Raw genomic sequence first — 23,963 nt, forward strand, 5'->3', positions numbered from 1 at the left:
TTGTATGGATACGATGGGGTTTGTTAGTTTTATAAGTTCTGCTCAAAGTACCGGGTGATTTTCTCATGCAGATGTACACGGTCACGTCCTGCTACGTTGTGCTTGTGGCACGGGTAGATAAACAGATCAGGATAAGTGCGGGCATCTACACAGGCTTTCATGAACGACAGAGTGTGTTGTGGCACGCAGGTGTCGTCATGGTCGTCGTGAATAATCAGCAGGTGGCCTTTCAGTTGGCCGGCAAGGTTTTTCAGATTACATTCTTTGTAGCCTTCCGGATTGCTTTCCGGTGTATCCATATAGCGTTCGCCGTACATCACTTCATAATACCCCCAGTCGATTACCGGGCCTCCGGCAACGCCTACTTTGAATATTTCCGGGTAACGAAGCATCAGGGCGGTAGTCATGTGACCTCCGAAGCTCCATCCGTGTACGCCGATGCGCTCACTGTCTACGTAGGGGAGGGATTTCAGGAATTCAACGCCTTTTACCTGGTCCTTACCTTCTTCGATGCCGAGGCGGCGGAAAGTGGCATTTTCAAATGCCAGTCCACGGTTGCTGCTGCCACGATTGTCGATGGTGAACATGATATAGCCTTTGCCTGCCATGTATGTGTCCCATCCACGTGCGCCGTTCTGCCATCCTCCGGTGACGCATTGTGCGTGAGGACCTCCGTAGACGTATATGATGACGGGATATTTCTTGCTCGGGTCAAAGTTGGCCGGCTTCATCAGGCGGTAATGCAGGTCGGTGGTGCCGTCTGCCGCTTTGATTGTTCCGGTTTCGATGCTTGGCATCTGGTAGCCTTTGTAAGGGCTTTCAGCTGTCAGGAGGTTGACTGTTTCTTTGAAGTTCCTGGTGTCTACCAAGTTGATGACGCGAGGCTGGTCTTTTGTTGAATAACGGTCGATAAGATAAGTGCCGGAAGCGCTAAGCATACCGCTATGTTCGCTCTCCTTGCAGTTCTCGAATGGTTGGCTTATCTTTCCATTGCTCACGTTTACAGCGAAATGTCCGCTTTTCAAGCCTTCTACGGCTGTGAAGATGATTTCTTTACGCTTTGTGTTGAATCCCAGGACGTCGCTGACCAGCCAGTTGCCTTTGGTTAATTGTTTGGCTTTGCCGGCCTGGAAATAAGTACCACCGTTGGCGCTGCTATAAGTTTCACCTTTCATGTTGGCTGCATCGGCATCGAAGAGATAAAGATGGTTGTAGCCGTCACGCTGGCTTTGATAGATGAACTTGGTAGAATCCCACGGTAAAAACACGATTGCGTTCTGTGGTTCCACGTATTTAGGATGCATTTCTTCGTAGAGAACGCCCATCGGCTCTCCTGTCTCTGCGTTATACTGGCAAAGTTTGGCGTGATTCTGGTCACGGTTTATTTCAATCAGGTAGAGGCTTTTTTCATCCGGTGCCCAGCTGATATTGGTAAAATAACGGTCTGTGGGATCACCTGCGTTCAGATAAATGCTTTTGCCCGTAGCAGGGTTGTAAATGCCCACTTTTACCTGATGGCTCGTCATTCCTGCCATCGGATAACGTACATTGTTCACTTCACCTACGCGTGCAGTGATGTCTACAAGCGGATATTGTGTCACCATGCTCTCGTCCATACGGTAGAAAGCGAGCAGGTTGCCTTTCGGGCTCCAGAAAGTGCCTTTGTTGATACCGAATTCATTGCGGTGCACCGTTTGCCCACAAACGATACCTTCGGGTTCATTAGTTACCGCTTTTTCGTTCACATACAGATTGTTGCCTATCGTGTAAGCCACGTTTCCACTGGCTGCGCAATAGTCTTCATTAGCCGCTCCGTCTTTTGGCTTGAGAGTGCTGACAACTTGATTGTTCTTGAAGTCATATACAATGAACTTTCCTCCTATCGTGAATAGCATTTGTGTTTTGTCTGCCCATGGGAAACGGACGGAATACAAGTGTGATAACTTTCCTGCCTTGTTCTCTTCAAGCACTTTGTTGATCTGTTCACGAGTGATAACCATTGTTTCTTTTCCCGTTTTGGGTTGGATAGAATAAAGGGTATCTACGCCCGGCTTGATACATTCGTCACCCCACCATTGCAGTCCGTACAGGTTGTCTGCATAGCGGTAACTCTCGCCACCCGGAATCAATTCTTCCAGTGTCGGCTTTTTGGTTTCTTGTGCCATAACATTGAATCCGATTGGTAGTGCCAACAATAAAAGCATGGCTCTTTTTCCAATTTTACTCATTGCTCTTTTCTTTATTATTTGTTTTTAAATCCTTCTATTTTTACTCTGTCCAAGGGAGTCTGCTTTATTTGAATGGCAGCACTCAACTTGGCGAAAGCGGTGAATAGGTCGTCAAATTGCTTCTCGTAGCTTTCTCTGTCGGAGGATATGTCCTCTTCCAAGTATTCAATCCTTTTCCTCAATTCTTCCAATTCCTGTTTCGGAGCATGGGAGAGCAGGTATTGACGCATGTGGACGAAGGCATCCATAATATTAATACTGACTTCAATAGCACGGGGACTTTTCAGAACTCCAGATAACATTGCTACACCTTGTTCTGTAAAAGCGTAAGGCATTTTGCGAGTACCACCCCAACTTGATATTCCATTTTGGAATATCAAGTTGAACTCATCTTTATTTAATTGAAACATGAATCTTGCAGGAAATCGTTCGATGTTTCGTTTAATGGCTTTATTGAAGTTACCTGTGGTAACTTCATACATCTCCGCCAAATCAAAGTCCAACATAACTTTTTGACCTCTGATCTCATAAATTTTATTTTCAATGATAACAATGTCGTTCATTTTTTCTTTAATTGGTTGCTATCATAGATAGCTTATTGGCGAAAATGTTATTTGAACTTGAGGTTGCAATTTGTGACCTTAAGTTGGTTATCAGGGTGTTAATGAGTGTGTGATGTTATAATGTGTCATTAACTATTGAATGGTTTATTCCTCTTCCTTCTTCGGAATCCTCGGCTCCCGGTTCCCCCTAAATTCTCTTGGCCCTCTTGAATCTCTTCCTCCGCGGAATTCTCCCCGTGGCTTTCTATCTCTGTCACCACCTTTGAACTCACCACCTTCTCTGCGCGGCTTGTATTCTCCCTCTCTGCGAGATTTGGATTCACCATCCCGACGCGGTTTGAACTCACCTTCGCGGCGTGGCTTAAATTCTTTTCTTTCTTTGAATCTTGGAGCCTGTTCTCCTTCAGCCTCTTTCTTTTCTTCTCCCTCTTCCTGGCTCTTGAACTCTTTGTATTTTCCGTCAAAAATCTCATATTTGCGGAACTCACACTCCAACGGTCCATTAAACAAAGGAACCTTCTGACTTGCTTTCAGACCAATCTGGTCGAAACACTCTTCCCGATAAGAAAGCACCCATGCCTCGTTTCCTACAAACGCATGTTTCAGACGTTCACCGATCATCTGATAAAGTCCAAGCAAATCATTAGTGGAAATACGTTCACCATAAGGCGGGTTAGTGATGATAATCGACTTCTCCTGCGGTTGCTCAAACTGCTGGAACGGTTGCAGCTTCAACACGATGTCTTTCGATACACCGGCAGCTTTTATATTGTGAGTCGCAATCTCATTAGCTTTCGGATTGTTATCGTATCCGTAAATCTTATGAGCAAATTCACGCTCCTGACTGTCATCATTGTAAATCTCATCGAACATATCCGCATCGAAATCTACCCATTTCTCAAAAGCAAACCCCTTACGGAATACTCCCGGAGCGATATTCTTGGCAATCAGTGCCGCTTCGATAGGGATAGTGCCCGAACCACACATCGGGTCGATCAGGTCACATTCTCCGCGCCATCCGGTCATTAGAATCATGCCGGCAGCCAATACCTCATTTAACGGGGCTTCTACTGCCTCCTGGCGATAACCGCGACGGTGAAGTGATTCTCCGGACGAGTCCAAAGACAACGTACAGGTAGTCTGTGCAATATGAATATTCAGAAGTACATCCGGATTGTTGATACGTACCGACGGACGTTTTCCTGTTTTATCACGGAAATAATCCACAATCGCATCTTTCACCTTATACGAAACGAATTTCGAATGGCGGAACTCATCGCTGAATACTACTGCATCGATAGCGAACGTCTTGTTCACATCGAGATATTCTTCCCATGGAATAGCCTGTATTTGATTATAAACCTCATCGGCATCTTTGGCTGTAAAGTTTTTAATTGGTTTCAGGATACGGATGGCGGTGCGAAGGCAAAAATTCGCCTTATACATCATACGTTTATCTCCTGTGAATGAAACCATGCGACGTCCTATTTGAATGTCGTTGGCTCCTAATGTTGTCAGTTCTTCTGCAAGTATCTCTTCCAGTCCCTGGAAAGTCTTGGCTATCATCTCGAATTGTTCGCTCATATAGATTCTTTTGATTTTATTTTTTTGCTTTAGTTTGTACGATTCTTGCTCCTGCAGGAACATTCTCCGTTACCCAGATATTACCGCCTACGGTTGCGTCACGCCCGATGGTGATTCTTCCCAAAATAGTGGCGTTGGAATAGACAATCACATTGTCTTCCAGGATCGGATGGCGGGGGATTCCCTTGATTGGTTTTCCGTCGGCATCCAGCGGGAAACTCTTGGCTCCCAAAGTGACGCCCTGATATAGTTTGACGTTGTTGCCGATGATACTTGTGGCACCGATAACGACACCTGTACCGTGGTCGATAGTGAAGTGAGTGCCAATCTTTGCGGCCGGATGGATATCAATTCCCGTTTCGCTATGCGCCATCTCCGTGATGATGCGGGGAATCAAAGGAACACCCAGTTCCAGCAATTCATGCGCGATACGGTAATTGCTGATCGCTTTAATGGCCGGATAGCAGAAAATCACCTCTCCATAGCTTTCGGCAGCCGGGTCACCGTTATAGGCGGCTTCCACATCGGTTGCCAGTATTCTTCTCATGGCGGGTAACTTACTGATGAATTTAGCAGCAAGACGTGCAGCCTCTTCCCGTTTCGAGTCGGAGCAGACGTTACATTTTCCCTCTATGGAAGTGCTAAAACATAATCCGGCGAGGATTTGCTCACAAAGTAAATCAAACAATTTTTCAATGTTGACGCCGATGTGATAATTAATTGTCCGGCTGTTAATAGTAGAATTTCCGTAATATCCGGGGAAGAGAATAGAGCGTGAAAGCTCAATAATTTCATATAAGACTTTAGCAGAGGGCAGTGGTTCGCCATCTTTGTGCTGATGAAACAGTCCTTTATAAGATTCGCTTTCCGATAGCTCATCGACTGCCTGTGTCAAAATGTGGGTGAAGTTCAGTGGACTCATTAGGTCAGTTGCTCATATTTATATGGGCACAAAGGTATTAAAAAAATAATAAAATTCGCTGGGATTCAGGATAAATAATGTATTTTTGTCACATTCAAAACATGACATGAATAAGGGGGACTGATGAATCAGAGGACTGCTATGAAACTATTTGGGCTGTTAGGGCTGTTGATGTTGTTGAGTTGCGGATATGCTGATAGACACCGCAATAGCTCTTCGTGCGAACAGGTGTTGATTGATTCTCTGGAAGTTCGTGTACAGGACTCTTTGTTTTCCAATGTACATTATTCCCGCTCACAGGTGCTTGACGCACTGACACAGGCACAAGATTCCCAAGCTTATTATCGTCTGCTTGCCCTTTATGGGAAAACATTCTTTGTCTCTTCCGATTTTGATTCTATACTCTATTACAACTGCCGGGTAAAGGAATTTTCCCGGAAAGCTTCCGAATGTCCTCAATGGAATGATGTGTTATCCGATGTTTATAATATCGAAGGTAACGTGTGGATGCAACTGAACCGTCCTGATTCTGCAATTATCGATTATAAGAAAGCCTACGAATATCGCCTGAAAGGAAAGAAACTGCACCTGCTCCCGGATATTTGTATCAATACTGCTGATGCCTACCTGCATCGCAGTGACTTGGCACACACAGCTTCGTATTATCGTCGTGCCCTGTTTCTCTGTGATTCGCTGAATTTGTCCGAACACGCGAAATTCCCTGTCTACTACGGATTAGGGCAAACTTACATGGAACTGCGGGATTTCGATTTATCCAATTATTACTATGAATTGGCCGGACAGTATTTCGACGACATGAACGTGAGCGAACAATGGACTTATCTCAACAATCGCGGTAATCATTATTATTACCGGAAAGACTATCAGGAAGCTTTGAAGTATATGCGCAGAGCCAATGTGCTCGTCTCTTCTTATCCGCAGATGGTGTTTGAACAGAATTTTATCAAAGTAAACCTGGGAGAATTGTACTTGCTGACTGACAAACTGGACTCCGCACAGGTCTGTCTGGATGAGAGTTATCGGTTCTTCTCCGATATACAGCATAACTCGGCCGTACATTACATCGAAACCCAGATGATTGAACTGGCATTGAAGAAAGGAAATATAGCTCAAGCGAAAACAATGATCGCCCGGACTGCTCCTGTCGGGCATCTTGACGCCAATATGCTGACTATACGCAATCAGTATCTGCAACATTATTTTGAGCATATCGGTGATTACCGCCATGCCTATGAATATCTGAAACGTGATTGTCATCTGGATGATTCCATTCGTAGCGAACGAATACAGATGCGTGTTGCCGAACTGGATATGCGCTATAGGCAAGATACAATCGTACTTCGTAAAGAAATACAGATTCAGCGACAGGCAGGAGAGATGAGGGTGCTCAAATTGAGCGTATCTATTTGGGTGCTTGTCTGCGTGCTGCTTGTAGTGGGAGTAGTGGTGGTTGTCTGGTATATGCGTAAAAAGAGGGAGTTTCTTCGTCAGCGATTCTTCCAACAAATCAACCGTGTTCGCATGGAGAACTTGCGGAGCCGTATTTCTCCTCATTTCACTTTTAATGTATTGGGACGTGAAATCAACCAGTTTAACGGCTCGGAAGAGGTAAAACATAATCTGATGGAACTGGTGAAGTATCTTCGTCGAAGCCTCGAACTTACCGAGAAGTTGAGTGTATCCTTGCAAGATGAACTGGATTTCGTGCGTACATATATCGAATTGGAGCGCGGGCGTGTGGGGGAAGAGTTTGTAGCGACGGTCACAGTGGAGGACGGATTAGATGCAACCCGCATCATGATTCCTTCTATGATTGTACAAATTCCGGTAGAAAATGCGATTAAGCATGGACTGGCGGGAAAGGACGGAAAAAAGGAACTAAGTGTATATGTTTCCCGTGAAACAAATGGGATTCGCATGACGATTACTGACAACGGACGCGGATATCTTCCGCAAGTGGCTTCTGCCACACGGGGGACTGGCACAGGACTGAAAGTGCTTTATCAGACCATCCAATTACTGAATACAAAGAATAAAAGTGATAAAATACGTTTTGATATAACCAATAGAAGCGATGGACAAACCGGTACGCAAGTGTCGGTATATATCCCGTTTCATTTTTCTTATGATTTATGATGGAGACAGAAGAAAAGTATAAGGTAGTCATCGTTGACGATGAACGTACAGCGATTGATGCTTTGCGCCGCGAGTTAGAGCCCTATCGTGAATTTGAAGTAAAAGGAATCGCAGGGAATGGTGCAAAGGGTAAAAAGATGATTATGGAGTTGCATCCGGATTTATTGTTTCTCGATGTGGAGCTTCCGGATATCTTGGGGCTTAACTTACTAAGTGAAATTAGAGAGGATATTTTGTGGGATATGAAGGTGGTGTTTTACACTTCTTATGATAAATACTTGCTTCAGGCATTGCGTGAGTCGGCTTTCGACTTCTTGTTGAAGCCTTTTGAAGCGGAAGACCTGAAAGTGATTATGGAGCGTTACCGGAAGGCGATGACCTCTGCTTCGCTTCCTCTTTTGCCTTCTTTTGCCTCTTCTATCAGTGCATTAATGCCACAACAGGGCATGTTTATGATTAGTACAGTGACGGGTTTCAAGCTTTTACGCCTGGAAGAAATCGGCTTTTTTGAATATCTGAAAGACAAGCGTCAATGGCAGGTAGTCTTGTTTAATCAGACTCGTCTGAATTTGAAACGGAATACAAAAGCAGAAGATATTATCAGTTATTCACAAGCTTTTGTACAGATTAGTCAATCGGCTATTGTAAATGTTAATTATCTGGCAATGATTGATGGTAAATGTTGTCAACTCTATCCGCCTTTTCACGACAAAAACGATCTGATTATTTCCCGAAGTTATCTGAAAGAACTGCAAGAGCGTTTCTTTGTTTTGTAATGTAGACCTCATATAATGAAATACGCCACTTCTTCAGCAGAAGCGGCGTATCCTTTTGTTAGAATATTAGAATGAGAGAGAGAGTTTATGTTACATATTTGTATTATCCATCGTAACGGTCATTTCGGGTACCAGTACGTAGGCTTGTTTTTTAGCGTTCCATTTATAATAATTGGTAGTGACGGTCTTGCCTTCGTATGTATAGTTGATACGTAGGTCTTTTTCCCATTTGTCCTTGTTGCTGTTCCACTTCAAGGCTTCGCTTTCAATCATACGTTTATTGTCATCGTACTTGTAGTTGTATTTCATGTAGTTGGCAAGTGTGTTTCCGTCCATTTTGTAAACGGTCTGTCCCACTGTCATACCATTCTCTTCGATTGGATTATAAATCAATTGATTATCGTAGCTACGTGCAGAAGTAGCAAGCGATACAACAAGAAGAGCTGCAGATAAAACGAACATTTTTAAAGATACTTTTGCTTTCATGGCTATTTAAATTTTTGAGTTATACTTTCATTTGTCTACTAAACGTGTAGGTTTTACGCTGCAAATCTACATATTAATTTGGTATTTATGCATATTTGGAGATAAAAGATTGTCAAAATGTCAATAGGTGAGGTTGGGAATAGGTTGCTTTTTGCCAAGATTGGTGACAAAAAAATATCCGGCAGTCAATCTGCCGGATATAGAATGAATCACTTCGTCGAAAAAGGAATCCTTTTTATAGCTTTCTGGATAATGAGTTAAATAATATTAATGTGCTTCAAGCCAGTTTTTACCCCATCCGCAATCTGCTTTCAAGGGGACGTGCATACGGTATGCTTTCTCCATTTCTTCAATGACAATTTCTTCTACGCGCTCTTTTTCGTTGACGGGAACGCTGAAGTTTAATTCGTCATGTACTTGCAGAATCATTTTGGCTTGTATTCCTTCGGCCTGGAAACGTTGATAGATACGTGCCATAGCTACTTTTATAATATCTGCCGCACTTCCCTGGATAGGGGCATTGATGGCATTTCGTTCCGCATATCCGCGTACAACGGCATTGCGGGAATTGATATCCGGCAAGAAGCGTTTTCGGTGGAAAATTGTTTCCACGTAGCCTTTTTCCTGGGCCACCTGAATACTTTTGTCCATATAGGCTTTTACTCCCGGATAAGTTTCAAAATAACCGTCGATTAGTTCTTTGGCTTCTTTGCGGTCTACATTCATCCGTTCGGCAAGGCCGAATACGGATATGCCATAGATAATACCAAAGTTGGCTGTCTTGGCTTTGCGGCGCATGTCGGAGCCTACATCTTTCAGGTCAATCTTATAGATTTTGGCAGCGGTGGCAGCATGAATATCGTGATTGCTAAGGAAAGCGTCGATCATATTTTTATCCTCGCTGAGGTGCGCCATGATACGCAATTCGATCTGCGAATAGTCGGCAGAGAAAAAGAGGCAGCCTTCATCGGGGATGAATGCTTTACGGATTTCTTTTCCATTCTCGTCGCGGATAGGGATATTCTGTAAGTTCGGGTTGCTTGAACTAAGGCGTCCCGTAGCGGTTACAGTCTGGTTGAAAGACGTATGTACCCTTCCTGTGCGTGGGTTGATAAGTAGGGGAAGCGCGTCGATATACGTGCCCAATAGCTTTTTCAGTCCGCGATGTTCCAGAATCTTTTCTACCACAGGATGTTTATGCCGGAGGCTTTCGAGCACTTCTTCCGAGGTGACATACTGTCCGGTCTTGGTCTTTTTAGCCTTTTCTACAATCTTCAGCTTGTCAAACAAGACTTCGCCGACTTGCTTGGGGGAAGCGATGTTGAAGGTCTCACCGGCCAGTTCGTAAATCTCTTTTTCGATTTGCTCCATCTGGGCGGTGAAATGAGCGGATGATTGTTGCAGTGCTTCCGTGTCCAGCAATACTCCGTTTCGTTCGATATTGACCAATACCGGAACAAGCGGCATTTCTATATCATAGAATAAACGTTCGGCGTCATTCTCTTTCAGCTCTTTCTCCAATACGTTTTTCAGTTTTAGAGTGATGTCCGCATCTTCGCAAGCGTACAGATATACATCTTTCGGGTCGAGGTCGCGCATGTTCTTCTGATTCTTTCCTTTGGGACCTATCAGTTCGTCAATATGGATAGTCTGATAATGCAGATAAATTTCTGCCAGGTAATCCATTCCATGACGGAGTTCCGGTTGAAGAACATAGTGAGCGATCATCGTATCGAAAAGCGGACCTTTTACTACTGCACCATAATTTTGAAGAACGATCATATCGTACTTGATATTCTGTCCGACTTTTAACGAATTCTCATTTTCGAAGACAGGGCGGAACTCCTTTACGATTTTTAACGCTTCGTTCCGATCTGATGGAACAGGAACATAAAACGCTTCATTTTCGGCAATGGAAAAACTCATTCCGACCAATTCGGCATCCATTGGTTCGGTTCCGGTGGTTTCCGTATCTAACGAGAGAATTTTCGATGTAAGCAACTTTTGAATAATTTCTAGTCTTTTCTCCTCTGTATCAATAAGTTGATAGTTGTATGGATGCGATTCTAACGTCTCTAGATTCGATTTTTTTGCTTCATTCGGCTCATTGGACGTGAAATTCGCAAACAAATCGCCTTGTATTCCGCCTCCTTCTTCGGGAAAAAGTGGAAGAGGAGAGGGGGCGTTTTTTCCGGTGGCGACTTTACTTCCGGGAGCGGAGGTTATTCCATTTCCGGAAACCTCTTTTTTTAGTACCCGGTCGATGAGCGTTCTAAATTCCAGTTCTTCGAAAATATTTCGGAGTGAATCTTCATCTGCTTCTTCGCGGACGAGAGAGTCCATTTCAAGTTGGATGGGGACATCAATTTTAATCGTGGCGAGGAATTTCGAGAAAGTAATCATTTCCCGGTTCGTTTCCACTTTTGTTTTCAGTGCACCTTTCAGTTGGTCGGTATGCTCTAATAAGTTTTCGATGCTTCCGAATTCAGAAATTAGTTTTTGGGCAGTCTTTTCTCCTACTCCGGGACATCCGGGGATATTATCCGAAGAGTCGCCCATCAGTCCGAGTATGTCAATCACTTGTGCCGGAGACTGAATGTCAAACTTGGCTTTCACTTCCTCAACACCCATCACTTCGAAACCTCCTGTATGCTTGGGACGGTACATAAATACCTTGTCGCTTACCAGCTGCCCGTAATCCTTGTCGGGAGTCATCATATAAGTGGTGATGCCTTGACGGCCGGCTTCGGTGGCAAGTGTACCTATTACGTCGTCGGCCTCGTAGCCTGCAACTTCCAGAATAGGGATGCGGTAAGCACGTATAATATCCTTTATAATAGGTACGGAAAGGCGGATCGCTTCCGGAGTTTCCTCACGCTGTGCTTTATATTGTTCGAAAGCTTCGTGGCGGAAGGTAGGTCCTGCGGGGTCGAAGGCTACTCCTATATGAGTAGGATTCTCTTTTTTCAGCACTTCTTCGAGGGTGTTTACAAACCCCAGTATAGCTGAAGTGTTGAATCCTTTGGAATTGATTCTTGGGTTCTTAATAAAGGCATAATACGCCCGATATATCAGTGCATAAGCGTCTAAAAGAAATAATTTATTACTTGAATCCATAGATTTAATTAATTTTTCATGGTAAAAGTACAAAAAAATACGGTATTCAGCGTTTTATTATTACTTTTGTGCTCAAATTGTGTAATTAATGGACAGCATCTCACTCATCAGAACTCCGATTGAAGCAGAACTGAGAGACTTCAAAGAACTTTTTGATAGTTCTCTCTCCAGTTCAAATGCATTGCTCGATAGTGTCGTATCTCACATACGGCAGAGGAATGGTAAGATGATGCGTCCTATTCTTGTTTTGCTGGTGGCACGTCTTTATGGTGCTATATGTCCTTCCACTCTTCATGCAGCTGTTTCATTGGAGCTCCTTCATACAGCCAGTTTGGTACATGACGACGTCGTGGATGAAAGTACCGAACGTCGTGGACAACTCTCGGTGAATGCTATCTTTAATAATAAAGTAGCCGTGCTGACGGGCGACTATCTGTTGGCAACCAGTCTGGTACATGCCGAACGGACGAACAGTCACCGCATTATTCAATTGGTATCTACTCTTGGGCAGGATCTTGCTGACGGTGAGTTGCTTCAGCTTTCAAATGTAAGCAATCATAGCTTTTCTGAGGAGGTTTACTTTGATGTAATCCGTAAGAAGACTGCCGCTCTTTTTGCCGCCTGTACGAAAGCTGCCGCTTTTTCGGTAGGTGTAGGGGAAGAAGAAGCCGAACGGGCCCGTTTGTTGGGCGAATATATTGGTATCTGCTTTCAGATAAAGGATGATATTTTCGATTACTTTGATAATAGAGAGATTGGCAAACCGACAGGTAATGATATGCTTGAAGGTAAACTGACATTGCCCGCTTTGTATGTATTAAATACGGCAAAAAACGATGAGGCGCAAGGATTGGCAATCAAGGTAAAGGAGGGTACGGCTACTCTCGATGAAATTGCCCATTTGATCTCATTTATCAAAGAAAACGGGGGTATTGAATATGCCGTTCAGATGATGAATGCCTATAAGCAAAAGGCTTTTGATTTACTGGCTTCTTTGCCGGAATCTGATATTTGTGTAGCTCTCCGGGCTTATTTGGATTACGTAGTAGACCGCGAAAAATAATTACTTACGGTACTTGCCCAAAAGTGAATAACACAACAGCAACCGGTCCCAATCTTCTATTTTTCCCGATTTCATCGCTTTTCCTAAAAGGAAGCTCTTGTCTATTTCTTCAGCTGTATGAAGATCCAGGGAACATAATTGGGCTGCTTGTCCTATGTACTTCCAAGCTTGTTCCTTGCTGATATGCCCGCATGTTTGGGAGGCGCGTGCCAAGCTGACAAGCAATCCCATGTCCCATCCGATGATCCCTTTTTCTAAGTCATTTATCCATATAATCGGATCCCTTCTTTCCTCTGTATATTTCACGAATTTGTATAGATTCTTTCCTTGCCGGATGAAGCGTTCTACTCCGAAAAAACGCTTTTGGATGATGCTTTCGAACTCGTTGATGTTCTCTGTGGAGAGTAAGTAGGGGAGCATAATCTGGTAGGAGACCCTGTCTCCTTCGTTAATCAGGAACTGGAATAATCCGGTGACGGACTCGGTGTCGGTGCAGTGGAACTCTTCTGTCAGTAGTCTGGATAGTTTCTGCGGATGAACTCCGGTTTCCATGGAGTTGAGATAGAAGCCTTGCAGTCCGGCCTCCATATACCCGATGCGTAGCCCCTTCTTTTTCTCTGTTCCGAGGATAAGGTTCCGAGGGTTGTGATTGAATCGTAAGGTTCTCGTGTAAGCGTCCATCCTTGATACCTCCATAAAGTTCATGAAAAGCGTGAGAACTGTTGCTATGTATTGTCCTGAGGCTTCGGCAAGCCGTTATGAGTACACAAGCAACAGTCCCACGCTCCATTCGATATATAACAGAATTATATACATGAAGGTGCGTGAGACCCGTTTGCTTATTACCATTCATAACTTTGAATTTTGCCGAATTCCAGGAACTGGTAATAAATGAAACGTTCTCTAATATAACTAATTAGCTATATTTTCATCGCTAAACCTTTTACAAAGATAATTATTTTTCCGGATTGTTCAGTAACTATCTTTAGATTTTCTTAAATAAAAAATACCGCGTCGATTCCCGTATATACGGGAGTCGCGCGGTAAGGCGTATTTGATTGCTAATGTAGCCTTTAACTTTTAGAAGAACTTGATTTCTTCACCTTTGATGTCCGATAGTAGGAGGTTGGCCAAACGGCTGGTTCCCAGGCGGAACAGTTGGTTGTCAAGCCATTCTTCACCTAATAGTTCTTTTACAATAGTATAGTAAATAATTGCATCATTAACAGTGTTGATTCCACCTGCCGGTTTGAATCCAATCTTGTTTCCTGTCTTCTGGTAGTATTCTTTGATAGCTTCACACATCACATAAGCGGCTTCCGGCGTGGCGGCAGGCTGCTGCTTTCCGGTAGATGTCTTGATGAAATCTGCGCCCGAATACATGGATAGGATAGAGGCTTTCTTGATGTTGGAAGCACTCTTTAATGCGCCTGTTTCGAGGATTACTTTGAGGTGTCGTTCCTTGCAAACTTCTTTTAGTTCCTGTATTTCTTCACACATTCCTTCGTAGTCTCCGCTAAGGAATTTGCCGATGGAAATCACAATGTCTATTTCATCTGCGCCGTCTGCAATAGCCAGTGCGGTTTCTGCTACTTTCACTTCAATGAATGTCTGTGAAGAGGGGAAACCTCCTGATACACAGGCAATATTGACTCCGTCTACCTCCAGCGTATTTTTTACGACGGCTGCAAAGTTGGGGTATACACAGATGGCAGCTACGTTTTTCAGATCAGGATATTCATCGTCAAACTGATTGACTTTTTCGGTAAAGTGCATCACGCTTTCATCGCTGTCCGTACTGTTCAGTGTGGTCAGATCAATGCAGTTGAACAGGAATTTCTTAACGTCTTCCGTGTTGTTTTCCGGCACTTTTTTCTCAATCAATTCAGCTACGCGAGCTTGAATATCTGCATCGCTCAGATTGGTATTATACTTTGCCAATGCGGCCTTGTACTTGTTGGGCTGTGAGTTATTCTCTTCCATGATCTTTCAGTTTTGGATTGTTGATATGTCTTTTATTATCTCGTTTTGTTTTTTTCTCCATGCTTTTCCGGAAAGCGTCAGTGATGTCTACTCCCGTCTGGTTGGCGATGCAGAGAAGCACCCATAAGACGTCTGCTATCTCTTCATCTATATTGTCTTTTTCTCCTTCCTTGAAGGATTGATCGCCATATTTGCGGGCCATGACACGGGCCAGTTCTCCTACTTCTTCCGTCAGGACCGCCATATTGGTCAACTCGCTGAAGTAACGGACACCGTATGTTTTCACCCACTGGTCCACTTGTTTCTGTGCTTCTTCCAGAGTCATTTTTTTATTGATTAATGATTAGTATAGAATATCTATTCCTTGTTTTTGGTATCCATGCATATAGTAACAGGACCGTCGTTTAAAAGTTCAACTTTCATGTCTGCTCCAAAGGTTCCTGTGCCTATTTCTTTTCCCAGTGCGTCGCTTAAATCTTTGCAGAATTGCTCGTAGAGTGGGATAGAGACATCCGGTTTGGCGGCTTTGATATAAGAGGGGCGATTTCCCTTTTTGGTAGAAGCGTGTAGAGTGAATTGGCTGATAACTAAAATCTCGCCTCCATCTTCTAGAATAGACTTGTTCATCACCCCATTTTCATCGTCGAAGATACGTAGATTCACTATCTTTTTGCAGAGCCAGTCGATGTCTTCCTGTCCGTCTGCTTCTTCGATGCCAACTAATATCAGCATCCCTTTTCCGATGGACGATTTGCAGTGTCCTTCGATTGTTACTGATGCATGGCTTACTCGTTGTATAACTATTCGCATTGTTATTTATTCTATTTCGTGGTTAGGAAAGGCAAATTTACAAAATTCGGAAGAGAAAACGGTGTATTGGCGGGAAAATATTATAGGGTTTTGCCGAAGGCTTTAATGGTTTATTGTTTAGGCGCAGATTACATGGATAACGCGGTTTGGTAATTTAACCGTGAAATCCGTGTAATCTGTGTAATCCGTGCCTGAAATGATAGAAAGATAACTCGCTCCACTCCGCCGGCTTCTTATTAATCTTCTGATGATTCGTTGCTTAATCCCGTTTTTACAGTCTTAGCTTTCGCTTCTCCGATGATAGCGGCAATCTCCTCAAAAGAGGCTTCTTTTATTCGTTTTACGCTCTTAAACTCTTTCAAAAGTGCTGTTTTTGTCTTTTCACCGATCCCTTTGATAGTATCCAGTGCGGACGCAACTTGTCGTTTGCTGCGTTTGTCGCGATGAAAACTGATGGCAAAACGGTGAACTTCGTCCTGAATCTGTGTCAGCAGACGGAATAGTGGGCTTTGTTGTTTGATACCAATAGTCTGCGGAGGAAATCCAAAAAGCAGTTCCGATGTGCGGTGGCGGTTATCCTTTGCTAGTCCGGCAATAGGGATGGTCAGATTCAGCTCGTCTTCAATGACTTCTCTAACGACCTCCATTTGGCCTTTTCCACCATCGGTGATAATCAGGTCGGGTAGAGGGGAATTCTCTTCGATAGCGCGTTGATAACGCCTTCTGACAACCTCTTTCATGGAAGCATAGTCATCAGGCCCTACAACCGTCTTTATATTGTATTTCCGGTAATCTTTCTTTGATGGCTTGGCCTTTTTAAATACAACACAGGCTGCCACGGCGTCAGAACCTTGTATATTGGAGTTGTCAAAACACTCGATTTGCAGTGGTGGCCTTTCCAAATGTAACTCTTGCTGAATTTCTTTCATTAAACGCATGTTTCTTTGTTCCGGATTCAGCTTTTCTGCCTGTTTCAGGCGGTCGGCCTTGTACTGTTTCACGTTTAGAACCGAAAGATCCAGCAATTTCTTCTTATCTCCCCGCTGTGGAATGGTAAATACGACATTGTTTAACTCCAAATCGAGTTCAAAAGGCACTATAATCTCTCTGGACTGGCTTTTATAGCGTTCCCTCATTTCGATAATACCAAGCGTCAAAAGCTCCTCTTTTGATTCATTCAGCTTCTTTTTATATTCGAATGTGAAGGCCTGATTGATGGCGCCGTTTGTAATGTGCAGATAATTGATGAAAGCAGAATTCGACTCGTCTTCTTCGATTGAAAATACATCGATATTGTGCAATACAGCGCTTACTACCTCTGATTTGGAGCGGTAGTTCTCTATTAGAAGATATTTCTCTTTCACCTTCTGTGCCTCTTCAAACTTCATTTCGGCTGCCAACGTCTGCATCTTTTCCAGCAGCATACGACTGATGTCTTGTGTATTCCCTTTCAGGATTTCCTTGATTTCATCTATGTTTTTGAGATATTCTTCCTGTGATTGCAATCCGATGCATGGCCCGGCGCAGTTTTTTATATGATATTCCAGGCATACATTAAATTTGCCCGCCCGTATGTTTTCCGGACTTAGGTTTAAATTGCAAGTGCGCAAGGGATATAAATGCTTTATCAGGTCCAGCACCGCATACATCGATGGAATGTGGCTGTACGGGCCATAATAAGAAGAACCGTTTCTGATAACCTTCCTTGTTTTGAAGATTCTCGGGAAGTACTCATTCTGCACGCAGATAGAAGGGTAGGTCTTGTCGTCCTTTAATAGAACGTTGTAGCGTGGTTTATATTTCTTTATCAGATTATTCTCCAGCAATAGCGCATCTTCTTCCGTATTGACAACGATATAGCGGATGTCAGCGATTTTACTGACTAGTACTCGTGTCTTTCCCGGCTGATGCTCTTTGCTGAAATAAGAATAGACTCTTTTCTTTAGATTTTTAGCCTTTCCAACGTATATAATCGTCCCTTCCGTATTTAGATATTGGTAAATACCCGGTTTCTCGGGAAGGTTGGCTACAATTCCTTTCAAATATTCATTGGTTCTGCTTTCCGGTTCTGCATTCATAATTGTTGGGTATGAGAGATCGCTAGCTGCTTACTTTTGACACATTCTCTGCAAATAGACGCAAATCCTTTATAAAGTCAATACCGATTCTACTTCTACGTCGTCTCCGAACATTGATTTTCCATTCAAATCTTTCAGCTCAATGATGAAGTTTACATATACCTTTTTAGGCTTTAGTCTTTTCACCAATTCGCAAGCCGCTTTCATCGTGCCTCCTGTTGCCAGCAAATCATCGTGTAATAGAATTACGTCATTCTCATCCAGTGCGTCTTTGTGAATTTGCACGGTGTCTTTTCCGTATTCCTTGTCATAGCTTTCTTCAATCGTTTCTGCCGGTAGCTTGCCGGGCTTGCGGATAGGAATGAAACCTGCGTTCAGGCGGGTGGCTAAAATCGGTCCCATGATGAAGCCTCTTGATTCTATTCCTACTACTTTGGTGATCCCTTTGTCCTTATACATATCAAACATGATGTTTGATAATTCCTGCAAGCACCAAGGGTCTTTGAATAGAGTGGTGACGTCGTAGAACAGGATTCCGGGAATCGGAAAATCGGGTATTTCCCGAATGCTTTTGATTAGTGTTTCTTTGCTCATAATCATTGAATTATATCGTTTCTTTAAATGTTTTGTTTCACGTGAAACGTTGCCGCCTATCGTCCCGAAAGTACGAGCAACACGTTGATGTCGCTTGGAGAAACTCCCGGGATTCTGCTCGCTTGCGCAATTGTTTCCGGATCTATCTTTACCAGCTTTTGCCGAGCTTCGGTGGATAGGGACTGAATGGTAGAATAATCAAACTTCCCTTTGATTTTTATACTTTCCAGTCGTGCCAGCTTTTCAGCAATCATTCGTTCTCTGTCAATGTATCCTTGATACTTGATTAAGATTTCGGCAGCTTCGAGAATCTCTTCTTTCCGATCCTGATCCGAACTTGTCGCTTTCTCCAGTTCCCGTTGAAACGCCGGAACGTGTTCTGCTATATTCTCAATTGTCACTTGCGGACGGTTTAAGATTTCTATCAACTTGCATCCCTGACGTAGGGGAGTTGTTCCTATCTTTACGAGAGCATCGTTAATTAATGCCGGTTTCATCGAATAGTTGCGCGCGAAAGAAACGATTTGTTCCACAGCTTCCTTCTTGCTTCTTACCAGTTGATAGCGATCTTCCTTGGCCAATCCAAGCTTAAATGCTTTTTCTGTCAGGCGCATATCTGCATCATCCATACGAAGCAAAATACGATATTCTGCACGGGAGGTAAACATACGGTAGGGCTCATCCACACCTTTGGTAACCAAATCGTCGATTAATACGCCAATATATGCTTCGTCGCGGGCCAAAGTAAATGCCTCTCCACCGTGGCAGTTGATATGCGCATTGATGCCGGCTACCAATCCTTGTCCTCCTGCTTCCTCGTATCCGGTAGTGCCGTTCACTTGTCCGGCAAAGAACAGGTTTTTGATAATCTTCGATTCCAACGTATGTTTTAATTGGGTCGGATCGAAGTAGTCATATTCGATAGCGTATCCCGGACGATAAATAACCAGATCTTTGAAAGCCGGGATCTGCTTCAGTGCTGCAATTTGTATTTCCATCGGAAGTGAAGAAGAGAATCCGTTAAGGTATAACTCTTGTGTGGTTTCTCCTTCCGGTTCCAGAAATAACTGGTGCTGGTCTTTATCGGGGAAAGTAACAATCTTGGTTTCGATGCTCGGGCAATAGCGTGGCCCGATACTTTGTATCTGTCCGTTGAACAGGGGAGAATCCGGCAAACCTTCACGCAAAATCCGGTGTACTTCTTCATTGGTGTAGCATGTCCAGCATTGAAGTTGCTTTAAGTGGTGCGTACTGGTATTCATGAAGGAGAATTTATGGAAGTCGCATTCGCCGGCTTGTGTTTCCATTTGGTCAAAATGAACGCTGCGCGCATCAATTCGTACCGGAGTACCGGTTTTCATTCTTCCGTAAGTGATACCGTGGCGGGCGATGGATTCGGTCAATTGGTAGGAAGCCGGTTCGGCCATTCTTCCTCCCGGTAATTGGTGGCGTCCTATATGCATTAATCCGTTGAGGAAAGTTCCTGCGGTGAGCACAATACATTTTGCTTTGAAAGTGACACCCCATGCAGTAACCAATCCGGTAACTTCACCGTTTTCAACGAGCAGTTCGCATACTGTATCTTGCCAGATATGAAGGTTGGGCGTATTTTCCAGTCTCTCTCTCCAGGACCAAATGAACTTAGCCCGGTCGCATTGGGCGCGGGGGCTCCACATGGCAGGGCCTTTCGAGCGGTTTAGAATTCGGAACTGAATGGCTGTTTCATCTGTCACCAATCCCATCTGTCCACCCAGTGCATCTATTTCACGTACAATTTGTCCTTTGGCGATTCCTCCTACAGCCGGGTTGCAACTCATCTGTCCAATCTTGTTCATGTCCATTGTGATGAGACAAGTTTTGGAACCTAAATTAGCTGCGGCTGCCGCTGCCTCACAACCAGCATGTCCGGCACCAATTACAATTACGTCGTACTTAAAATCCATTCCTATCTTATTTATTATCAAACGCTGCAAAGTTACGGAAAAGTTGCGAGACTTGTATCTTCAAGCTGTTTTTGCTTCTGAAAATCCGGGGAGGAATCCGGCTTGACTGAAAAAAACGCCGTAATTTTGGATTAGAAATATGCAGATTGTTCGAAAATAGGCTGTTTATTGCCTTTTGTGTTTTTATATTTTTGAATGGAATGGCAATATATTGTATTTTAAATCCCCTGTTTTGCTTTCTTTTTGTTAGTTGCACGTTTGCCCGATTATGAGTGCAACTAGAGAGTAAAAGGAACGATTTGTAGAAAATACGGATTGCTGTGGGAATAAACTTGAGATTTACATTCAAAATCTACCCTACGTCTTGACATAAGTCAAAAAAACAAGCCTAAATGTGTTTTTTTGTATAATGGCTTTTGTTGTTTTCGCAAACAGCTATACCTTTGCAGTGTAGTTGTGAAACTACTTATATTTTAGGTATTAGAAAAAGGTAATAATTAAAAGGTATTAGTTTATAAAATTGAGGTATTAGATTTTAAGATTAGTTTTTAGGAAAAAGATTGTTTTGATTAGGTATTAGGAAAAAGACGTTTTCAGGTAAAGAGTAAATGAAAGATGAAGAAAAAGAAGAATCCCATTTATGGGGATTCTTTAAAGGTGGGGCGGAATAATTCGCTCTTTTTTTGTACCCTTTGCTCTCGTGAATAATAGGTTCATCAGTAATAATATACATTCGGCTGTCTGATGAGATATGACGATGCAGGATATAGTTTTATGCCAATATCTTTTCTTTACTGAATGTTTGTTCATTCTCTTCACATGAGGATAAGTATCAAGCTATCAACTCTTTCGTGTGATTACTCTAAGAAATATGCTTCTTTCACATCTTCACAGTCGTTAGCGTGAAGGATGTGCCGCATCTTTTCCATTCATGAAGATACGCGGATGCAACGCTGCTTCTTCTTCCGAGGAAGCATTAGGATTTTCATACCAATCAAACACAATAGCCATTACTTCTTATTAATTTAAATGTGTAACTTCATCATAGGACAACTTTAATCGGCTATTCGGACGAGTGGAATCGGCTGTTCAGTCAACTATTGTCAGCCAACCGGACAACTCCAGTCGGCTTCTCCTAAACAAGTACTAAAGATACGACAAAGTAACGACTTATCCGCATAAGAAAGCTTGTTTTTCATTTCAGGAGAAAATAAACTTTTTCTTAGTTAAATACTTGCAAATCCCATATCCCATGTTATACCTTAGCAGTATCAACCGGTCGAAAAAACAACATTTATTCATTTAAAAAGAAGAAAAATATGAAGACATTAGAATATAACTCGAAACGTTTGGCAAAAAGAATACGAGCATTGATGAAAGAATCGTCAAACGTCATCGTTTCACCGAACACGTCAAAGGAAGAGCCAAAAATGCAAGAAGTGCATGAGCAGGAAGCACATAAGCAACCCGTCCTTCTGACACAACAAGTGATTGACTTCCTGAAAGCACAATATGACTTCCGCTACAACCTGCTCACCGAAGAAACCGAATTTCGGCCATCCGGCCAACGAGACGTTCCTTTCTGCCGCATAGACAAGCGAGAACTGAATACTTTCTGCCTGGAAGCCCACAAAGAAGGAATCAACTGCTGGGACAAGGATCTTCAAAGATATATCTACTCTACCCAAGTGGAAAGTTACCACCCTTTCCGACTTTATATGAACGAACTACCTACCTGGGACGGAACAGATCGGTTAAAGTCCTTAGCGAAGCGAGTATCCGACATTCCTCTATGGATAAAAAGCTTTCACACCTGGATGCTCGGACTTGCCGCCCAATGGCTGGGAGTGAATCAAGCACAAGCGAACAGCGTAGCCCCGATACTTATCAGCGAAGAACAGGGACGCCATAAATCCACTTTCTGTCGCATGCTGATGCCGCCACAACTGGCCCGTTATTATTCGGATAATCTGAAATTAACCGCACAAGGCAATCCCGAACGTCTCCTGGCCGAGATGGGATTACTAAACATGGACGAATTTGATAAATTCGGAGCGAAAAAGATGCCATTACTGAAAAATCTGATGCAAATGTCCAGCCTCAACATCTGCAAAGCCTATCAGAAAAATTTCCGGTCGCTTCCCCGTATCGCTTCTTTCATCGGAACGAGTAACCGGACGGACTTACTGTGTGACCCGACAGGCAGCCGCAGATTCATCTGCATTGAAGCGGAACATGATATTGACTGTACCGGAATTGAACATTCACAAATCTATGCCCAACTGAAAGAGGAATTGCTTGCAGGTGCCCGCCACTGGCTTAATAAGGAGGAAGAACATGCTTTGCAATATCATAACATGGCATACTATCATGTCAACCCTATAGAAGACATTGTACGCAACACATACGCACCTGCCACGTTGAACGAACCGGATTGCTTGTCACTCTCCGCTGTTATTATTCATCAGGAATTAAAAAAGAGATTTCCTGCCGTGCTTCGCAACTGTACACCTATCCAACTGGCGCAAATTCTGACCGCAGCAGGTATCAGCCGACAGCATACGAGATTGGGTAATGTGTATTTGGTGAAGAAGGTGAAAGGCTGTGAAGAGTGAGAATGATCCTGTTTGTTCACATTAGATATCTGTGAATAAGGTAGTTGTATCTTTGTGACGACTGTGAATAACAGCATATGTCATTATAATCAGAAAGTAATAAATAATCAAGCCTCGGACATATTTTGATTGGTAATGACTTTAGTTCCAATAATGTTGTTACTAATCGAAGTATTTCTTGTTTTATATTCTTCTTTAAAGCTAGTCTTTATACCTTGTTGCATTTTATTTTCTATTTTGTAAGCCGGCAAGGTCTGCGTTTCTGAAAAAAACAATATATTTGCATCCGTAATTATCGCAAAAGTAAGTAGTTACGGCGGTTTTTGTGAATTCTGTTCTCTTTTTTCGCAGGTAATGTGACAGTATGAACGATAAAATTGACACCATAGTAGCGGGAGTAAACCGGAAGGATGAAAAGATGTGGGGCGATTTCTACGATCGTTTTTATGCTGCTTTATGTGTTTATGTTTCCAAGATATTGCCGGTTCCTGATGCGGTGGAAGATTTGGTACAGGAAGTCTTTATTTCTATATGGGAGGGGAAACGTACTTTTTCTGGTATTAAAGAGCTTACCAATTATCTTTATCGCGCCTGCTATAATAACACCTTATTATATATACGCAATAATCAAATCCATGATACCATATTGAGTTCTTTAGCTGAAGAAGAAAGCGTGGAGGACGAGGATATGATTTATGCATTGACGGTAAAAGAAGAAATTATCCGCCAACTGTATTGTTATATTGAAGAACTTCCTGCCGAACAGCGCCGGATTATTTTAATGAGAATCGAGGGATATACATGGGAGGAGATAGCGGAACGTTTAGAAATAAGTATCAATACTGTTAAAACTCAAAAGACACGCAGCTATAAATTCCTTCGTGAGAAGCTGGGCGACTCTGTTCATTCTATTATTCTTTGTTTATTTCTCTAAAAAGATAAAAAAGTCAATTTGATACATCTTTGTCTTTTTATTGATTACTTAAGATTTATTTTCTTTGTTAAAAACAAGCGGATTCCTTTAATAATGTGACATAATGTTAT

At 43.0% G+C, this 23,963-nt stretch carries 18 protein-coding genes and 1 pseudogene; 5 read left to right on the forward strand and 14 right to left on the reverse strand.

The window, feature by feature from the left end; translation table 11 throughout:
- Positions 1–29 precede the first annotated feature (29 nt).
- From GD631_RS04985 to GD631_RS05000, 4 genes are all read right to left on the reverse strand, one after another.
- Complete coding sequence (locus tag GD631_RS04985) at positions 30–2,228, reverse strand: S9 family peptidase (protein WP_143256626.1); 2,199 nt, start codon at positions 2,226–2,228, stop codon at positions 30–32.
- A 14-nt stretch (positions 2,229–2,242) separates the two neighbouring features.
- A complete protein-coding gene (locus GD631_RS04990) occupies positions 2,243–2,791 on the reverse strand; it encodes an ORF6N domain-containing protein (protein WP_004313721.1) in 549 nt (182 codons plus the stop codon).
- Positions 2,792–2,935: 144 nt separating this feature from the next.
- A complete protein-coding gene (locus GD631_RS04995) occupies positions 2,936–4,375 on the reverse strand; it encodes a THUMP domain-containing class I SAM-dependent RNA methyltransferase (RefSeq protein ID WP_143256627.1) in 1,440 nt (479 codons plus the stop codon).
- Positions 4,376–4,391: 16 nt separating this feature from the next.
- The gene (locus GD631_RS05000) at positions 4,392–5,297 is read right to left on the reverse strand and encodes a serine O-acetyltransferase (protein ID WP_004296704.1); all 906 of its coding nucleotides are present in this window, start codon (positions 5,295–5,297) and stop codon (positions 4,392–4,394) included.
- A gap of 123 nt (positions 5,298–5,420) precedes the next feature.
- Here GD631_RS05000 and GD631_RS05005 point away from each other — a divergent pair, with 123 nt between their 5' ends.
- Together GD631_RS05005 and GD631_RS05010 are read left to right on the forward strand one after the other, a co-directional pair.
- Entirely contained in the window at positions 5,421–7,454 is a 2,034-nt protein-coding gene (locus GD631_RS05005; RefSeq protein ID WP_143256628.1) for a tetratricopeptide repeat-containing sensor histidine kinase, read from the forward strand.
- The gene (locus tag GD631_RS05010; RefSeq protein ID WP_143256629.1) at positions 7,451–8,230 is read left to right on the forward strand and encodes a LytR/AlgR family response regulator transcription factor; all 780 of its coding nucleotides are present in this window, start codon (positions 7,451–7,453) and stop codon (positions 8,228–8,230) included. Before GD631_RS05005 ends, GD631_RS05010 begins: the two co-directional genes overlap by 4 nt.
- 90 nt (positions 8,231–8,320) lie before the next feature.
- Here the strand turns inward: GD631_RS05010 and GD631_RS05015 are convergent, their stop codons facing one another.
- The gene (locus tag GD631_RS05015; RefSeq protein WP_143256630.1) at positions 8,321–8,716 is read right to left on the reverse strand and encodes a DUF3836 domain-containing protein; all 396 of its coding nucleotides are present in this window, start codon (positions 8,714–8,716) and stop codon (positions 8,321–8,323) included.
- 267 nt (positions 8,717–8,983) lie between these two features.
- A complete protein-coding gene (polA, locus tag GD631_RS05020) occupies positions 8,984–11,833 on the reverse strand; it encodes a DNA polymerase I (RefSeq protein WP_143256632.1) in 2,850 nt (949 codons plus the stop codon).
- A gap of 88 nt (positions 11,834–11,921) precedes the next feature.
- Here polA and GD631_RS05025 point away from each other — a divergent pair, with 88 nt between their 5' ends.
- The gene (locus GD631_RS05025) at positions 11,922–12,896 is read left to right on the forward strand and encodes a polyprenyl synthetase family protein (protein ID WP_143256633.1); all 975 of its coding nucleotides are present in this window, start codon (positions 11,922–11,924) and stop codon (positions 12,894–12,896) included.
- On the opposite strand, the gene GD631_RS05030 is transcribed toward GD631_RS05025, so the two are convergent.
- The 8 genes and pseudogenes from GD631_RS05030 to GD631_RS22310 all read right to left on the reverse strand — a co-directional run.
- Complete coding sequence (locus tag GD631_RS05030) at positions 12,897–13,577, reverse strand: DUF1266 domain-containing protein (RefSeq protein WP_143257067.1); 681 nt, start codon at positions 13,575–13,577, stop codon at positions 12,897–12,899. It lies immediately after the preceding gene.
- 399 nt (positions 13,578–13,976) lie between these two features.
- The gene (gene deoC / locus GD631_RS05035) at positions 13,977–14,879 is read right to left on the reverse strand and encodes a deoxyribose-phosphate aldolase (RefSeq protein WP_143256634.1); all 903 of its coding nucleotides are present in this window, start codon (positions 14,877–14,879) and stop codon (positions 13,977–13,979) included.
- Positions 14,866–15,204 carry a nucleotide pyrophosphohydrolase gene (locus tag GD631_RS05040; RefSeq protein WP_009041169.1) on the reverse strand — a complete coding sequence of 113 codons (339 nt, stop codon included), beginning with the start codon at positions 15,202–15,204 and terminating at the stop codon, positions 14,866–14,868. Before GD631_RS05040 ends, deoC begins: the two co-directional genes overlap by 14 nt.
- A 32-nt stretch (positions 15,205–15,236) precedes the next feature.
- Entirely contained in the window at positions 15,237–15,689 is a 453-nt protein-coding gene (gene dtd / locus GD631_RS05045) for a D-aminoacyl-tRNA deacylase (protein ID WP_143256635.1), read from the reverse strand.
- 236 nt (positions 15,690–15,925) lie between these two features.
- Positions 15,926–17,767 (reverse strand): excinuclease ABC subunit UvrC, encoded by a 1,842-nt coding sequence (gene uvrC, locus GD631_RS05050; RefSeq protein ID WP_143256637.1) that lies wholly within the window; start codon positions 17,765–17,767, stop codon positions 15,926–15,928.
- 69 nt (positions 17,768–17,836) lie between these two features.
- The gene (locus GD631_RS05055) at positions 17,837–18,367 is read right to left on the reverse strand and encodes an adenine phosphoribosyltransferase (RefSeq protein WP_143256638.1); all 531 of its coding nucleotides are present in this window, start codon (positions 18,365–18,367) and stop codon (positions 17,837–17,839) included.
- Between the two features lie 50 nt (positions 18,368–18,417).
- Entirely contained in the window at positions 18,418–20,304 is a 1,887-nt protein-coding gene (gene mnmG, locus GD631_RS05060; protein WP_143256639.1) for a tRNA uridine-5-carboxymethylaminomethyl(34) synthesis enzyme MnmG, read from the reverse strand.
- Between the two features lie 921 nt (positions 20,305–21,225).
- A pseudogene (locus GD631_RS22310) lies at positions 21,226–21,315 on the reverse strand (HU family DNA-binding protein); the annotation flags it as partial.
- Between the two features lie 308 nt (positions 21,316–21,623).
- Here GD631_RS22310 and GD631_RS05070 point away from each other — a divergent pair.
- Positions 21,624–22,919 carry a VapE domain-containing protein gene (locus GD631_RS05070; RefSeq protein ID WP_143256641.1) on the forward strand — a complete coding sequence of 432 codons (1,296 nt, stop codon included), beginning with the start codon at positions 21,624–21,626 and terminating at the stop codon, positions 22,917–22,919.
- Between the two features lie 364 nt (positions 22,920–23,283).
- On the forward strand, positions 23,284–23,853 hold the full coding sequence (locus GD631_RS05075; RefSeq protein ID WP_143256642.1) for an RNA polymerase sigma-70 factor: 570 nt from the start codon (positions 23,284–23,286) through the stop codon (positions 23,851–23,853).
- Positions 23,854–23,963: the final 110 nt, after the last annotated feature.

The organism is Bacteroides luhongzhouii (genome assembly GCF_009193295.2).
Classification (GTDB): domain Bacteria; phylum Bacteroidota; class Bacteroidia; order Bacteroidales; family Bacteroidaceae; genus Bacteroides; species Bacteroides luhongzhouii.

Excerpts from the sequence above, each read along its gene's own strand:
- GD631_RS04985 (WP_143256626.1), bottom strand. The coding sequence starts at position 2,228 with ATGAGTAAAATTGGAAAAAGAGCCATGCTTTTATTGTTGGCACTACCA.
- GD631_RS04990 (WP_004313721.1), bottom strand. The coding sequence starts at position 2,791 with ATGAACGACATTGTTATCATTGAAAATAAAATTTATGAGATCAGAGGT.
- GD631_RS04995 (WP_143256627.1), bottom strand. The coding sequence starts at position 4,375 with ATGAGCGAACAATTCGAGATGATAGCCAAGACTTTCCAGGGACTGGAA.
- GD631_RS05000 (WP_004296704.1), bottom strand. The coding sequence starts at position 5,297 with ATGAGTCCACTGAACTTCACCCACATTTTGACACAGGCAGTCGATGAG.
- GD631_RS05005 (WP_143256628.1), top strand. The coding sequence starts at position 5,421 with ATGAATCAGAGGACTGCTATGAAACTATTTGGGCTGTTAGGGCTGTTG.
- GD631_RS05010 (WP_143256629.1), top strand. The coding sequence starts at position 7,451 with ATGATGGAGACAGAAGAAAAGTATAAGGTAGTCATCGTTGACGATGAA.
- GD631_RS05015 (WP_143256630.1), bottom strand. The coding sequence starts at position 8,716 with ATGAAAGCAAAAGTATCTTTAAAAATGTTCGTTTTATCTGCAGCTCTT.
- polA (WP_143256632.1), bottom strand. The coding sequence starts at position 11,833 with ATGGATTCAAGTAATAAATTATTTCTTTTAGACGCTTATGCACTGATA.
- GD631_RS05025 (WP_143256633.1), top strand. The coding sequence starts at position 11,922 with ATGGACAGCATCTCACTCATCAGAACTCCGATTGAAGCAGAACTGAGA.
- GD631_RS05030 (WP_143257067.1), bottom strand. The coding sequence starts at position 13,577 with ATGGACGCTTACACGAGAACCTTACGATTCAATCACAACCCTCGGAAC.
- deoC (WP_143256634.1), bottom strand. The coding sequence starts at position 14,879 with ATGGAAGAGAATAACTCACAGCCCAACAAGTACAAGGCCGCATTGGCA.
- GD631_RS05040 (WP_009041169.1), bottom strand. The coding sequence starts at position 15,204 with ATGACTCTGGAAGAAGCACAGAAACAAGTGGACCAGTGGGTGAAAACA.
- dtd (WP_143256635.1), bottom strand. The coding sequence starts at position 15,689 with ATGCGAATAGTTATACAACGAGTAAGCCATGCATCAGTAACAATCGAA.
- uvrC (WP_143256637.1), bottom strand. The coding sequence starts at position 17,767 with ATGAATGCAGAACCGGAAAGCAGAACCAATGAATATTTGAAAGGAATT.
- GD631_RS05055 (WP_143256638.1), bottom strand. The coding sequence starts at position 18,367 with ATGATTATGAGCAAAGAAACACTAATCAAAAGCATTCGGGAAATACCC.
- mnmG (WP_143256639.1), bottom strand. The coding sequence starts at position 20,304 with ATGGATTTTAAGTACGACGTAATTGTAATTGGTGCCGGACATGCTGGT.
- GD631_RS05070 (WP_143256641.1), top strand. The coding sequence starts at position 21,624 with ATGAAGACATTAGAATATAACTCGAAACGTTTGGCAAAAAGAATACGA.
- GD631_RS05075 (WP_143256642.1), top strand. The coding sequence starts at position 23,284 with ATGAACGATAAAATTGACACCATAGTAGCGGGAGTAAACCGGAAGGAT.